A 13,168-nucleotide genomic window follows, 5' to 3' on the forward strand; every position below is an offset into this window, starting at 1 on the left:
CGGCCGGACGCCGTCAGCGGGCGACGCGGGCGACCCAGGCGGCCGGGTCGTGGATCTCCTCCTTGGTCGGCAGCGTGTTCGGGGAGGTCCACACCCGGTTGAAGCCCTCCATGCCGACCTGCTCCACCACCCCGCGCACGAACACCGCGCCGTCCTGGTACTGGCGCAGCTTGGCGTCCATGCCGAGCAGCCGGCGCAACAGCAGGTCCAGCCGGTTCGCGCCGCGGTCCCGGCGCTGCTGGAACTTCTCCCGGATCTCCGCCACCGTCGGCACCACCGCCGGGCCGACCCCGTCCATCACCACGTCCGCGTGGCCCTCCAGCAGCGACATCACCGCCGTCAGCCGGCTCAGGATCTCGCGCTGGGCGGGCGACTGGACGATCTCCATCAGCCCCGCCGAGGGCAGGCCCTCCCGGCCCCCGACACCCGGCAGCCCGCCGCCGAGCGAGCCCGCCGCGTCCCGCAGCCGGTCCAGCAGGGCGCCCGGATCCACGTCCGTCTCCGCCAGGAACGCCTGCACCTCGGACTGGATGTGGTCCCGCAGCCACGGCACCGCGGTGAACTGCGTGCGGTGCGTCTCCTCGTGCAGGCACACCCAGAGCCGGAAGTCGGACGGGTCGACGTCCAGCTCCCGCTCGACGTGCACGATGTTCGGCGCCACCAGCAGCAGCCGGCCGGGGCCGGGCCCCTCCGGCCCCAGCCGCGGCTTGTCGAACAGCGCCGCCGGGCTGTCCGGGGCCTCCAGCGAAGGCTCCGCCGGGGCGAAGGTCTCGTACTGGCCGAGCACCTTGCCGGCGAGGAACGCCAGCAGCGCGCCCACCTCGATCCCGGTGGCCTTCTCCCCCACCGCGCCGAACACCCCCGCCGTCGGACTGCTCGCCCGGCGCGCCTGGAGCTTCTCCACCAGCGGCTGGACCACCGTGCGGAAGCCGGCCACGTTCGCCCGCACCCAGCCCGGACGGTCCACCACCAGCACCGGCGTCGCGGCGGCCGCCGCCAGACTGCTCGACCGCATCCCCGTGAACGCCCGGACGTGCTCCTCGGCCTCCAGCGCGTGCCGGCGCAGTTCGGCGACCACCGCCGCCGCCTCCGCCCGGCTCACCTCCGGCCCCGGCCGCACCAACCTGGTCGCGGTTGCGACCGCGAGATTCCAGTCGACCATGCCAGCACCGCCACTCGCGCTCGTCATGCCCTCACCGTACGTGCTCCCACCCGCCGACGGCAGCCACCCGTCCCGAACACCCTCAGCCCGCACGTCCACCCCCCGTGCCCCCGGCGGATGCCCCCACCCGGGCCGCACCCTGCACCGGCCGCCCGCGCGGCCGTCGTGGCCACCTGGCGAGGCTCGCCGGCAGGGCGAGGAAGCAGCCGGTGGGGCGGGGTGCAACGGAAGCGCAGCAAGGTCGGCGGCGCCAGGGCCTTCGGGGTCCCGATCCTTTCCGACGCCCGCTGACGGTGCGGGTGGGTCAGTGGCAGCCGCAGGTGGTGAGGCGGGCGGCGATGCGGTCCATGGCGGCGCGGGCGGTGTCGGCGGGGGCGGTGGTGCGGGTCATGACGGCGAAGGTGAGGAGGCGGCCGTCGGCGTCGACGACGGTGCCGGCGAGGGTGTTGACGCCTCTGAGGGTGCCGGTCTTGGCGCGGATCAGGCCGGCCGCGTCGGCGGCGCCCGAGCCGGAGCCGTAGCGCTTGCCGAGGGTGCCGGTGAAGCCGGCGATGGGCAGGCCGGTGAGGATCGGGCGCAGGGTCGGGTGCTGGTCGGAGGCGGCCAGGGCGAGGAGTCGGACCAGGACGGCCGGCGGTATCGCGTTGTCCGGGTTCAGGCCGCTGCCGTCGTTGAGGACCACGCCGGCCATCGGGACACCGAGCTTGGCGAGTTCCTGGGTGACGGCGGTGGCGGCGCCCTCGAAGCCGGCCGGTTGGTGGGCGGCGAGGGCGACTTGGCGGGCCATCGCCTCGGCGAGCTGGTTGTCGGAGGTGGTGAGCAGGCGCTCGACCAGCCGGGCGACGGTCGGCGAGTCCACCCGGCCGAGGACGGCGGCGCCGGGTGCGGCCGGGGCGGCGGCGGGCTTGGCCTTGCCGTCGACGGTGACCCCCTGGGCCCTGAGCAGGGCGGCGAAGCTCTCGGCGGCGCTCCCGGCCGGGTCGGCGACCCGGGCCGGCGCCTCGTCGCGGCTCTTGGGGTCGACCTTGCCCTCGTCGATCATCAGCGGGACGACCAGGGCGATGTTCTGCGCGTCGTGGTTCTTGTGCTGCGGGTTGCCCGCGTACATCGACAGGTCGTAGTCGAGCTTGACGGTGGTGGTGCCGGCGGCCTTGAGGGCGGCGGCGGTCTGCCGGGCCAGGGCGTCGAGCGAGGCGGGGGCGGTGTCGGCGTCGGCGGCCTGCCCGCCGATCTGCACCTGGTCGGCGGGCAGCGCGGTGAGCGTCGGGTCACCGCCGCCGACCAGGGTGATCGTGCCGGGCTCCGCCCCCTGGACCACCCGGGTGGTCAGCCGGGTGTCGCCGGGGATCAGCGCCAGGGCCGCGATCGAGGTGGCCAGTTTGGTCGTGGAGGCGGGCGTGGCCGGGGTGTTCTCGCCGGAGCCGTACAGGAGTTGGCCGTCGACGGCGTCCGCGACGGCGAAGGTGACGGTGCCGAGGCTCTTGTCGGCGAGGACGGTCGCGAGCGCCTGCTGGAGGCCCTGGGCGGTGGGTGCGGCGGCGGCGCCACCGGCCTCGACGGTGGCCAGGACGGCGCCGGGGGCGGGGGCCGGGCGGGCGCTGCCGCTCGGGGCGGGGGCGGAGCCCGTAGGGCCCGGGGCGGTGGGGGTGGATCCGGCGGCGGTACCGGGCCCGGCGGGCTGTTCGGCCGGGCGGGTGGTCGCGGGGTCGCCCGCCTTGGGCTTGCCGTCGCCCTTCCCGTGCTCACCCTTCCGGCCGTCCCGGTCGTCCCGGTCGTCGCCCTCGCCGTGCTCGGTGCTGTGGCCGCTCGGGTTCGGGGAGGGCTGTGCGTACGCTCCGCCCGAGGTCAGGACCGTTCCGGCGACCAGCAGCGCCGCCCCGAACAGTCCGGCGGTCGTCCCCCTGCGGCGGCGCGCCGCCCCGACCCCTGCTCCCACCGACCGGCCCCTTTCCTGAGCACTCACTCCCGTAGGAGACACTTGGATTCTGTCAGTCCCTACCTTGGAGGAACCGTTGGAGTTCGACGTCCTTATCGAAATCCCGAAGGGCTCTCGTAACAAGTACGAGGTCGACCACGAGACCGGCCGTCTGCGGCTCGACCGGATGCTCTTCACCTCGACTCGCTACCCGGCCGACTACGGCTACGTCGAGGGCACGCTCGGCGAGGACGGCGACCCGCTGGACGCGCTGGTGATCCTGGACGAGCCGACCTTCCCGGGTTGCCTCATCAAGTGCCGCGCCATCGGCATGTTCCAGATGACCGACGAGGCCGGCGGCGACGACAAGCTGCTGTGCGTCCCGGCGACCGACCCGCGCTGGGAGCACCTGCGGGACATCCACCACGTGTCGGAGTTCGACCGCCTGGAGATCCAGCACTTCTTCGAGGTCTACAAGGACCTGGAGCCGGGCAAGTCCGTCGAGGGCGCCAACTGGGTCGGCCGCGCCGAGGCCGAGGCCGAGGTCACCGCTTCGATCAAGCGTCTGGCGGAGCAGGGCGGCCACTGAGCCGTCGTTCCGATCTCGTTCGACCAGGAAGTTCGAGGTAGGTCGGGGCAGCCGAAGGCCGGGGTTCGCGGATTCGTCCGCGGGCCCCGGCCTTTGCCGTATCCCGGGGCCGGTGCGACCGTTTTACCGACAGGCTGTCGGCATGACGCCTGATTAGGTTAGGCTAACCATAACTGTCGGGGGCGAATCCGATCCCTGGAGGCCACACATGCCCACGCCCGAGCCCGTCCCGTTCTCCACCGCGCTCCGCACCGCCAGCAGCCAGGAACACGAGGCCGCGGAGCAGTCCTCGTTCATGAGCCACCTGCTGGGTGGACGGCTCGGAATCGAGGCGTACGCCGACCTCACCGGCCAGCTCTGGTACGTCTACCAAGCCCTGGAGAGCCGAGCCGGACAACTGGCGCGGCACCCGCTCGCCGGGCCCTTCATCGACCGGGCGCTGCTGCGCACCGCCGCCATCGAGCGCGACCTGGCGCACCTGCGCGGGCCGCACTGGCGGGACGGGCTGGAGCCGCTGCCGGCCACGGCCGCGTACGTCGCACGGGTGGAGGAACTGGCCGAGACGTGGCCGGCCGGGTACATCGCGCACCACTACACCCGCTACCTGGGCGACCTGTCCGGCGGCCAGATCATCCGCGGGGTGGCCGAGAAGACCTGGGGCTTCGAGCGCAAGGGCGACGGCGTGCGGTTCTACGTCTTCGAGGAGGTCGACAACCCGGCCGCCTTCAAGCGTGAGTACCGGGCCCGGCTGGACGCGGCCGGGCTGGCGATGGACGAGGTCGAGCGCCGCCGGGTGGTCGAGGAGTGCAAGCGGGCCTTCGTGCTCAACGGCGCCGTCTTCCGGGACCTGGACGCGCGCTACCCGCTGAGTGCCTGAACGTTTCTCCCCGTCACGCCAAGGGATCGGCGGCACGAACGGATCGGCCCCGGCGAGCAGTTGCTCGCCGGGGCCGTCGCGCGTCCCGGGGGTGCGTCAGGAGCGCGCGCCGCGCCGGTTGCGCACCAGAACGGTGGCGCTGCCGCCGACCAGCAGCAGACCGGCCGCAGTGGCCAGCAGCGGGACCACCGGGGTGTCCGAGCCGGTGGCGGCCAACACGCCGCCCGCGCCGCCCGTACCGCTCAGGCCGCTGCCGGTCGTCAGCGAGGCGCCGCCGACCGTGCCGGTGCCCGAACCCTGGCCTCCGGCCACCTGGTTGGCGCCGGTGCCGGACCCGCCGGCCGACGGGGTGGCCGGGAGCTCGGCGTCCTTGTCGAACGCCAGGGTGGCGCTGACCGGGTCCAGGGCCGTGCCCGCCGGGTAGTTGGAGAACACCGGGACGCCCTCGGCGGTGAGCGTGGCCGGGACGCCGGAGAGCGTCACCACGCCGTTGACCGGCTGCAGGGCGGCGGCGGGCACCTCCAGCTTGGCGATCCGCGCGCCGCTCAGCGACGTCGCCTTGCCGTCGGGGGACTTGCCGTTCACGTCGGCGGTCAGGAAGGCGCCGCCCTGGTCGATCGTCAGGCCCAGCTTGGAGAGCGTGGTGTCGAGCGCCCAGCCGTCCTTGCCGGGGTGGCCGAGGAAGCGCACCGAGCCGTTGAACGCGGCGGTCAGCGAGTGGTCGGCGGTGTTGTAGCCGCCGGTGGCGCCGCCGAAGCGGTAGTCGGCCGCGCCGCCGCCGAACTCGACCTTGCCGCTCGCCATCGGGGTGGCCAGGTACGCGCGGAAGCTCTCCTTGACCGTCCAGTCGAGGGTGCCGTTCACCACGGGCAGCCGACCCGGCGCGGTGGTGGGCGCGGGGCTCCCGGTCGCGGACGGGGTGGCGCTCGCGGACGGGGTCGTGCTCGCGGACGGGGTCGTGCTCGCGGACGGCGAGGAGGTGCCGCTCGGCGACTGCGTCGCGGACGGCGTGCCGGTGGCCGACGGCGTGGTCGACGGCGTGCCGGTGGCGGACGGCGAGGAGGTGGCCGTGGCGGACGGCGAGGAGGTGGCCGTGGCGGTCGGCGACGGCGTCGCCGGGCTCTGCTTCAGCAGCAGCGACAGCGGGTCCATGTCCGCCCCGGCCGCATAGAAGCCCGCGAAGGCCTTGGCACCCTGCTCGGTCAGTTTGGCCGCGGTCGGCACCCCGGTGGTGGTGTCCCGCCCGACGGTGAACGTCACCAGCGGCACGTCCTCCCGCCGGGTGATCTCGGTGGCGCCCATCGCCTCCTTGGACGCGGTGTCGGCGGTGAGCGTGCCGGTCGTCCCGGCGGTGGTGATCTTGAGCTCGCTGATCGCGACGTCCAGTGCGCCGTGGTGGGCGGTGAAGTGGACCCCGCCGGTGAAGGAGGAGCTGAGCGCGTGGGTGGCGAGGTCGTACGTGGCGTTCGCCAGGCCGAAGTGGAAGGTGCCGTCGGCGTTGGTGGTGGCGCCGCCGGTCAGTTCGATCGCACCGCCCTGGGAGGCCGGACCGCTGATGTAGGTGCGGAAGCTGGCCTTCACGCCCCAGTCCAGCGCGCCGGTGTCGTACGTGACGCTGCCGGGGCCGCCCGCGCCGAACGCCAGCGCGGGGGCGCCGAGGGCGGTCAGGCCGAGGCCGACGGTGGCGGCCGCGAGGGCGGCCAGCCGGGTGCGGTTGCGGGACATGGTGGTTACTCCGTTCGGGTGGGGCGAGGGGGAGAGCGCGGGGGGAGACGCTCCGGAGGGGATCAGGCCACGCTGTCGGGGCCCGGCGCGGCACCGGGGCCGGAGCCGGTGCCGGCCTCGGCGCCCGCGACCGGCGCGGCGGCCGCGCGGCGGCGCCGGACGAGCAGGCCACTGGTCGCGGCGAGCACGGCCACCAGCACCGCGCCACCGACCACGGCCGCCACCGGGAAGCCGTCCGAGGAGGACGCGGCGACGGGCCCGGCGGCGGGGCTCGCGGCGGGGCTCGCGGTGGCGCTCGGCGCGGTGGCCGGGGCACTGCCGAGATCGGGCAGCGGGGGCAGCGCGGCCGCCGGGTCGAGCGCGACGGCGAAGCTCAGCGGGTCCATCTCGGTGCCGGCCGGGTAGAGGCCGCCGAAGGCCTTGGCGCCGCCCTCGGTGAGCTTCAGCGGCACCTCGACGGCCTTCAGCAGGCCGCCCTCGGGCTTGAGCCCGACCGGGTCGAAGGCCGCCAGCTCGACGCCGGTGAGCTGCTGGGTGGCACCGTCCGGGGTGCGGCCGGAGACGTCCGCGACCAGTCGGCCCTGGCCGCCGGACACGGTGACACCCGGGTTGGCGAGGGTGAGGTCCAGGCCGTAGGTGTCGCCGCTGCGCAGGCCGGTGAAGCGCACGGTGCCGGTGAAGGCGGCGGTGAGGTCGCCGTTCGCGGGGTCGTACCGGCCCTTGGCCGGGGTCCAGCGGAAGAAGGCGCCGCCGTCCGCCGCACCGACGCCGAGTTCCCAACGGCCGTGGGCGATCGCGCCGGTGACGTAGTCGCGGAAGGTACGGCGCACGCCCCAGTCGAGGGCGCCGCCGGCGAACTCGGTCCGGGCGGGGGCCCGGGTGCCGGGCGTACCGGCCGGTGCGGCCGGAGCAGAGGACGCGGCCGGGGTCTCGGCGGCCGCCGAGGGCGACGGCACGGCGGTCGGCGCCGGAGCGGACGGGGCCGAGGACGTGGCCTGCGCGGCGGGCAGGTTGACCGACAGGGTGAGCGGGTCGAGGGCCGTCCCGGCGGGGTAGAAGTTGCCGAAGGCCTTCGCCCCCGCGTCGGTGAGGGTGCCCGGCACGTTGCTGAGCGTCAGGGTCCCGGCCGCGCCCCGCAGGTCGACGCCGGCCAGCGAGAGGTCGGCCAGCTTGGCCTGGCTCGCGCTGCTGACCTGCCCGGTGTCCTTGGACTTGCTGCTGACGTCGGCGTACAGCCCGGCCGCGCCGCCCTGGACGGCCCGGAAGCCGAGCCGGCTGACGCTCAGATCGAGCGCGTTGGCACCGTTCTCCTGGTGCCCGGTGAACCGGACGTCGCCGGAGAAGGAGGCGGTCAGTGCGCCGGTCGCCGGGTCGTAGCCACCGGTCGCGGAGTGGAACCGGAAGGTGCTGCCGCCGACCGTGGCGGCGCCGCCGGTGAGCGTCCAACTTCCCTTGGCGATGGGCCCGGTGATGTACGTCAGGAAGGACTGCTTGATCCCCCAGTCCAGCCGTCCGCCGGCGACCTTGCCCTCCGCCGCCACCGCCTGGCCGGGTGACAGGCCCACCACCAGCAGGGCGGCGAGGGCGGCCACCAGGGTGGCGGCCAGACGGCGGAGCCGGCTGGGCAGGGGCACGGCGGATCACTCCTCGGCAGGGTGCGGGGGCGCGGCAAGGGAAGGGTCCGGCGTGCTGCCGACCCCCTTGCGAAACTCAGGTAAGGCTAACCTAATATATGAGTCAAGAGTCCCGCCGCGACCCCCCGACCAGGACCGAAGCGGCGACAACTCCCGGCGAAGGGAAGCACGTTGAGCAGCAGTACGATCCGACCCCGGGTGGCCCGCGGGCCCGCCCTCCTGCTGCTCGCCCTCGGCCTCCTGCTCGCCCTCGGCCTCCTGCTCGCCCTCACCGCCTGCGGCCCGTCCGGCACGGCCGCCAAGGCGACCGCGGCGGGCTCCTCCCGGGCCCCCGACGCGGTCGAGCCGCTGCCCGTGGAGCCCGTCCCGCAGCTCCCGGCCACCACCGCCTCCGTCGACGGCCGCCAGGTCACCGTCACCAGCGCCGAGCGGATCATCCCGCTCAACGGCAGCCTCGCCGAGCTGGTGTTCAGCCTCGGCCTCGGCCCCAAGGTCGTCGCCCGGGACGTTTCCACCACCTTCCAGCAGGCCGCCGCCCTGCCGGTGATCACCCAGGCCCACGACGTCTCGGCCGAGGGCGTGCTCTCGCTGCACCCCACCGTCGTCCTCGCCGACCGCTCCACCGGTCCGGCCGAGGCCATCGCGCAGATCCGCGCGGCCGGCGTCCCGCTGCTCGTCCTGGACGACGCCAAGCGACTCGCCGACGTCGGTCCGCGCATCGACACCGTCGCCGCCGCCCTCGGGATCCCGGACGCCGGCCGGCAGTTGACGGAGCGCACCGCACAGCGGATCGACGAGGCCAAGGCCGCCGTCCCGACCGCGGGCCGCCGCCCCAAGGTCGCCTTCCTCTACCTGCGCGGCAGCGCCTCCGTCTACCTGCTCGGCGGGCCCGCCTCCGGCGCCGGCTCGCTGATCGAGGCGGTCGGCGGCGAGGACGCCGGCACCGCCGCCGGCCTCAGCGGCGACTTCACCCCGCTGACCAGCGAGGCCCTGGTCAAGGCCGCGCCCGACGCGATCCTGGTGATGAGCAAGGGCCTGGACTCGGTCGGCGGCGTCGACGGCCTGCTCAAGCTGCCCGGCGTCGCCCAGACCCCGGCCGGCCTCGACCGCCGGATCGTCTCGATCGAGGACGGCCAACTGCTCAGCTACGGCCCGCGCACCCCCCAGGTGCTGCGCGAGATCGCCGCCCAGCTCTACCCGGCGGACGCCAAGTGACCACCGCCGTACGGTCGAAGGCCGCACCCACCGTCAGCAGGACCACCCTGATCACCGCCGTGCTCGCCGCCGCCCTGGTGCTCTGCGCCCTGCTCGCGGCCGGCGTCGGCGCCTACCGCATCCCACTCGGCGACATCCTGGCCTCCGCCGCCCACCGGCTCGGCCTCGGCGGGCACGCCCTGGACCGGGTGCCCGAGTCCGTGCTGTGGAACGTCCGGCTGCCCCGGGTGGTGCTCGCCCTGCTGGTCGGCGGCTCGCTCGGCTGCGCCGGGGCGCTGATGCAGGGCGTGTTCGGCAACCCGCTGGCCGAGCCCGCCGTGATCGGCGTCTCCTCGGGCGGCGCGGTCGGCGCGGTGGCCTGCATCGTGCTCGGCCTGGACGCCCTCGGCAGCTGGACGGTCACCGCCTTCGCCTTCGCCAGCGGCCTGCTGACGGTCTTCGCGGTGTACCTGATGGCCCGCTCCGGCGGGCGCACCGAGGTGGTCACGCTGATCCTCACCGGGGTCGCCGTGAACGCCTTCTGCGGCGCGCTGATCGGGATCTTCCTGTTCACCGCCGACTCCGCCGCGATCAGCCAGGTCACCTTCTGGCAGCTCGGCTCGCTCTCCCAGGCCACCTGGGGCAAGGTGCTCGCCGTCCTGCCGTTCGCCCTCGTCGGCCTGGCCGTCGCCCCGCTGTACGCCCGCAAGCTGGACCTGCTGGCCCTCGGCGAGCGCCCGGCCCGCCACCTCGGGGTGGACGTCGAGCGGATGCGGCTGGTGCTGATCACCGTCGTCGCGCTGCTGACCGCCGCGGCCGTCGCGGTCAGCGGCATCATCGGCTTCGTCGGACTGGTCGTCCCGCACCTGCTGCGGATGCTGGCCGGGCCCGGCCACCGCTTCCTGCTGCCCGCCTCTGCGCTCGGCGGCGCGCTGGTCCTGGTGGCCGCCGACCTCGCCGCCCGGACCGTCGCCGAGCCGGCCGAGCTGCCGCTCGGGGTGCTCACCGCGTTGATCGGCAGCCCGTTCTTCTTCTGGCTGCTGCGCCGGACCAGGACCAGGCAGGGAGGCTGGGCATGAGACTGCGGACCCCTCGGGAGGTACCCGAACGGCCGTCCCCCGGCACGGAGTTGCTGACGGCCGAGACCGTCCGGCTGGCCGCCGGCGGGCGTGCCCTGCTGGACGGCGCGTCGGTACGGGTCGCCGCCGGCGAGGTGGTCGCGCTGCTCGGGCCGAACGGCGCCGGCAAGTCCACCCTGCTGTCCGTGCTGGCCGGCGACGTCCGGCCGGACGGCGGCGAGGTCCGGCTGCGCGGCCGCCCGCTGGCCGGCTACGGCGCCGCCGAGCTCGCCCTGCACCGCGCGCTGCTGCCGCAGTCCGCCGCACTGTCCTTTCCGTTCCCGGCCGACGAGGTGGTCCGGATGGGCCGCGCCCCCTGGGCCGGCACCGCCGCCGCCACCGAGGACGAGGCCGTGGTCGCCGAGGCGATGGCCGCCACCGAGTCCGCCGCCTTCGCCGGGCGCCCGTTCACCGCCCTGTCCGGCGGCGAGCGGGCCCGGGTGGCGCTGGCCCGGGTGCTGGCCCAGCGCGCCCCGCTGCTGCTCCTGGACGAGCCGACCGCCGCCCTCGACCTGCGCCACCAGGAGTTGGTGCTGCGGGTCGCCCGGGCGCGCGCCGCCGCCGGGGACGGCGTGGTCGTGGTGCTGCACGACCTGTCCCTGGCGGCGGCGTACGCGGACCGCGTGGTGCTGCTGACGGCCGGGGCGACGGTCGCGGACGGGCCGGTCGCCGAGGTGCTGCGCGCCCCGCTGCTCAGCGAGGTGTACGGCCACCCGGTCGAGGTGCTGCCGCACCCGCGCACCGGGGTGCCGCTGGTGCTGCCCGAGCGGGGCTGAGCGGGCTCAGTCCTCCAGCCGGAAGCCGAGCTTCAGGCCGACCTGGTAGTGCTTCACCTGCCCGTCCTCCAGGTGGCCCCGGACCTGCGTCACCTCGAACCAGTCGAGGTTGCGCAGCGTCCGGGAGGCCCGCTCCACCGCATTGCGGATCGCGGCGTCGACGCTCTCGGTCGAGGATCCGACGATCTCGGTCACCCGGTACACGTGGTCAGTCATGACGGACTCCCTCAGCTGTGCGACGGCCCCAGGTCCACCGTGCACCGCCGCCGGTCCGCCCGCACGCCGACGGGAGGTCCCAGCGCTTGTCCGACAAGCGCTAGAACGCCGCCCGCACCTGTCCGACGGGCGCGCCGCCGCCCAGCAGCGGGGCCGCGCCGATCCGCTCGACGGTGTCGTCCGCACCGGTCACCCCGAGTCGACGCAGCGCGGCCGCCAGCACCGGGCCGCGGGCCCGCTCGCCGCCGTCGTCGATCTTGAAGGCGAGCGCCCGCCCGTCCGGCAGCGCCACCACCTGGACGGCCTCGGCGCCCATCTTGGACAGCGCGCCCGGGACGGCCCGCATCAGCCAGGTGTCGGCCCGGCGGGTGCCGGCCACGTACTCGGGGTGGGCGCGCATCGCGTCGGCCACCCGGCGCGGCGCGGTGCCCTCGGCGGCCAGCAGCAGGCCGCGGTAGCCGCGGGCCAGGCCGGTCAGCGTGACGGCCAGCAGCGGCGCGCCGCAGCCGTCCACCCCGACGTGCGCGGCGGTCTCGCCGGTGCCCTCCTCCAGGGCCTCGTGGGCCAGCCGCTGGATCGGGTGCTCCGGGTCCAGGTAGCCCTCGGTGTCCCAGCCGTTGGCGACGCAGGCGGCCAGCCAGCCGGCGTGCTTGCCGGAGCAGTCCATCAGGATGGGGGTGCGACGGCCGCCGGAGCCGAGCAGCAGTTCCGCCTCGGTCTCGTCCAGTGGCAGGTCGGCCGGGGTGCGCAGGGCGGACTCGTCGAGCCCGGCGGAGCTCAGGATCGTCCGGACGCCGTCGAGGTGAAACGATTCCGCAGAGTGACTGGAGGCGGCCAGCGCCAGCAGCTCGCCCCCGATCGCCAGTCCGGCCCGCAGCGTGGCCACCGCCTGGAACGGCTTGGCGGTCGACCGGGGGAAGACCGGCGCGTCGGGGTCACCGAGCGCGAAGTCGACCGAGCCGTCGGCGGCGAGCAGCACCAGCGAGCCGTGGTGCCGGCCCTCGGTGAAACCCGAGCGTATGACCTCGGCCAGGACGGACGGGGTGACGGACTGGGACATGGCGAGGCCTTCCGGGGTGAGGGTGGACCGGGGAGAGCCGGGCGCACCCGCCCATGGTGCCTCACCCGGTCAGAGCGGCCCCCCTGCGAGCAGGTCGTCGACCCGTGCTTCCCCATCACGGTACCTGCGGGTGATCTCGGCATTGCAACCGTCGGCCGTCCGCAGCAGCCGCTGCCGCCGCCCGGACACCTCGCGCTCGTGCGCGCGCAGCCGCTCCAGCGCGGCCAGCAGTTCCTCGGCCGGGTGCGCGGCCAGGTCGGCGAGCTGGACGTCCCCCATCAGCGTGTCCGCCTCCAGCTGGGACTCGTGGCCGCGCGGCGGCCCGAGCGTGACGTGCCGAGCCGAGCGCCGCACGCTGGAGGGCGCGTCGGTCAGGATGGCCGGGAGGCGGTCCAGCAGGTCGCCGGGGAGCCCGTCGGTGCCGCCCGCCCCGGCCGCGCGGACCGGGCCGCCGGGCCTGCGGTCGAGTTCGGCGCGCAGGATGTCCATCCGCCCGTGCAGCAGCCGCCGCAGGTAGGAGAGGTCGGCCTCCTGCTCCAAGGTCTCCCGGCGCAGGATCCGCAGCTGGTCCAGGCCCAGCCGCTCCAGATCGGGCTCTATCGCCGTTCCCAGGGCCTCGGCGCCCTCGGCGACCTCCGCCACGTGCCCGGACCGGTCCCACGCCGCGCTGCTCGCGTCCATCAACCAACCACCTGCCGTCGTCCGATCCCGCCCGCTCGCGGCACTCCGTCCCTGCCGCCGGTCCCGCCCGTCCCCCGACGGGCTCACACGTCCCGTCCGTTGGCACGCCCGGCCGCCCCCGGTGGTTCCGGTTCCCGGCCGGAACCACCCCTCGGGGCGACACCGCGGGAACGTCTGACCTACCGGCTCGACCGCCCGGCCGAACCCGGCCCGGTGCGGCG

At 75.2% G+C, this 13,168-nt stretch carries 12 protein-coding genes; 5 read left to right on the forward strand and 7 right to left on the reverse strand.

Going from position 1 to position 13,168, the window contains the following annotated elements:
• Positions 1 to 13 precede the first annotated feature (13 nt).
• Both ACIOJE_RS33750 and dacB read right to left on the reverse strand, forming a co-directional pair.
• On the reverse strand, positions 14 to 1,189 hold the full coding sequence (locus ACIOJE_RS33750; RefSeq protein ID WP_280685461.1) for a zinc-dependent metalloprotease: 1,176 nt from the start codon (positions 1,187 to 1,189) through the stop codon (positions 14 to 16).
• A 277-nt stretch (positions 1,190 to 1,466) separates the two neighbouring features.
• Positions 1,467 to 3,098: a D-alanyl-D-alanine carboxypeptidase/D-alanyl-D-alanine-endopeptidase gene (gene dacB / locus ACIOJE_RS33755; RefSeq protein ID WP_400781496.1), complete on the reverse strand. Its 1,632-nt coding sequence runs from the start codon at positions 3,096 to 3,098 to the stop codon at positions 1,467 to 1,469.
• A gap of 76 nt (positions 3,099 to 3,174) precedes the next feature.
• Here dacB and ACIOJE_RS33760 point away from each other — a divergent pair, with 76 nt between their 5' ends.
• The gene (locus ACIOJE_RS33760) at positions 3,175 to 3,666 is read left to right on the forward strand and encodes an inorganic diphosphatase (RefSeq protein WP_030244505.1); all 492 of its coding nucleotides are present in this window, start codon (positions 3,175 to 3,177) and stop codon (positions 3,664 to 3,666) included.
• A 208-nt stretch (positions 3,667 to 3,874) separates the two neighbouring features.
• A complete protein-coding gene (locus ACIOJE_RS33765) occupies positions 3,875 to 4,543 on the forward strand; it encodes a biliverdin-producing heme oxygenase (RefSeq protein ID WP_280685459.1) in 669 nt (222 codons plus the stop codon).
• A 96-nt stretch (positions 4,544 to 4,639) separates the two neighbouring features.
• Here the strand turns inward: ACIOJE_RS33765 and ACIOJE_RS33770 are convergent, their stop codons facing one another.
• Both ACIOJE_RS33770 and ACIOJE_RS33775 read right to left on the reverse strand, forming a co-directional pair.
• Positions 4,640 to 6,268 carry an HtaA domain-containing protein gene (locus tag ACIOJE_RS33770; RefSeq protein WP_400781498.1) on the reverse strand — a complete coding sequence of 543 codons (1,629 nt, stop codon included), beginning with the start codon at positions 6,266 to 6,268 and terminating at the stop codon, positions 4,640 to 4,642.
• Positions 6,269 to 6,330: 62 nt separating this feature from the next.
• A complete protein-coding gene (locus ACIOJE_RS33775) occupies positions 6,331 to 7,902 on the reverse strand; it encodes an HtaA domain-containing protein (RefSeq protein ID WP_400781501.1) in 1,572 nt (523 codons plus the stop codon).
• Positions 7,903 to 8,073: 171 nt separating this feature from the next.
• Here ACIOJE_RS33775 and ACIOJE_RS33780 point away from each other — a divergent pair, with 171 nt between their 5' ends.
• The 3 genes from ACIOJE_RS33780 to ACIOJE_RS33790 are packed head-to-tail and all read left to right on the forward strand — an operon-like array spanning position 8,074 to position 10,990.
• Positions 8,074 to 9,117: a hemin ABC transporter substrate-binding protein gene (locus tag ACIOJE_RS33780; protein WP_400781504.1), complete on the forward strand. Its 1,044-nt coding sequence runs from the start codon at positions 8,074 to 8,076 to the stop codon at positions 9,115 to 9,117.
• Positions 9,114 to 10,175 carry an iron ABC transporter permease gene (locus ACIOJE_RS33785; RefSeq protein ID WP_280685455.1) on the forward strand — a complete coding sequence of 354 codons (1,062 nt, stop codon included), beginning with the start codon at positions 9,114 to 9,116 and terminating at the stop codon, positions 10,173 to 10,175. Before ACIOJE_RS33780 ends, ACIOJE_RS33785 begins: the two co-directional genes overlap by 4 nt.
• A complete protein-coding gene (locus ACIOJE_RS33790; protein ID WP_400781508.1) occupies positions 10,172 to 10,990 on the forward strand; it encodes a heme ABC transporter ATP-binding protein in 819 nt (272 codons plus the stop codon). Before ACIOJE_RS33785 ends, ACIOJE_RS33790 begins: the two co-directional genes overlap by 4 nt.
• Positions 10,991 to 10,996: 6 nt before the next feature.
• On the opposite strand, the gene ACIOJE_RS33795 is transcribed toward ACIOJE_RS33790, so the two are convergent.
• The 3 genes from ACIOJE_RS33795 to ACIOJE_RS33805 all read right to left on the reverse strand — a co-directional run bounded on the left by ACIOJE_RS33795 (position 10,997) and on the right by ACIOJE_RS33805 (position 12,947).
• Positions 10,997 to 11,206, reverse strand: coding sequence for a dodecin (locus ACIOJE_RS33795; RefSeq protein WP_280685453.1), 210 nt, complete (start codon positions 11,204 to 11,206; stop codon positions 10,997 to 10,999).
• 100 nt (positions 11,207 to 11,306) lie between these two features.
• Positions 11,307 to 12,266 carry an asparaginase gene (locus ACIOJE_RS33800; protein ID WP_280685452.1) on the reverse strand — a complete coding sequence of 320 codons (960 nt, stop codon included), beginning with the start codon at positions 12,264 to 12,266 and terminating at the stop codon, positions 11,307 to 11,309.
• Between the two features lie 69 nt (positions 12,267 to 12,335).
• Positions 12,336 to 12,947 carry an ABC transporter substrate-binding protein gene (locus ACIOJE_RS33805; RefSeq protein ID WP_280685451.1) on the reverse strand — a complete coding sequence of 204 codons (612 nt, stop codon included), beginning with the start codon at positions 12,945 to 12,947 and terminating at the stop codon, positions 12,336 to 12,338.
• Positions 12,948 to 13,168: the final 221 nt, after the last annotated feature.

It is taken from the genome of Kitasatospora sp. NPDC087861, assembly GCF_044742585.1.
GTDB lineage: Bacteria > Actinomycetota > Actinomycetes > Streptomycetales > Streptomycetaceae > Kitasatospora.

Coding starts and splice junctions, on each gene's coding strand:
- ACIOJE_RS33795 (WP_280685453.1), bottom strand. CDS start 11,206: ATGACTGACCACGTGTACCGGGTGACCGAGATCGTCGGATCCTCGACC.
- ACIOJE_RS33750 (WP_280685461.1), bottom strand. CDS start 1,189: ATGACGAGCGCGAGTGGCGGTGCTGGCATGGTCGACTGGAATCTCGCG.
- ACIOJE_RS33805 (WP_280685451.1), bottom strand. CDS start 12,947: ATGGACGCGAGCAGCGCGGCGTGGGACCGGTCCGGGCACGTGGCGGAG.
- ACIOJE_RS33770 (WP_400781498.1), bottom strand. CDS start 6,268: ATGTCCCGCAACCGCACCCGGCTGGCCGCCCTCGCGGCCGCCACCGTC.
- ACIOJE_RS33790 (WP_400781508.1), top strand. CDS start 10,172: ATGAGACTGCGGACCCCTCGGGAGGTACCCGAACGGCCGTCCCCCGGC.
- ACIOJE_RS33765 (WP_280685459.1), top strand. CDS start 3,875: ATGCCCACGCCCGAGCCCGTCCCGTTCTCCACCGCGCTCCGCACCGCC.
- ACIOJE_RS33800 (WP_280685452.1), bottom strand. CDS start 12,266: ATGTCCCAGTCCGTCACCCCGTCCGTCCTGGCCGAGGTCATACGCTCG.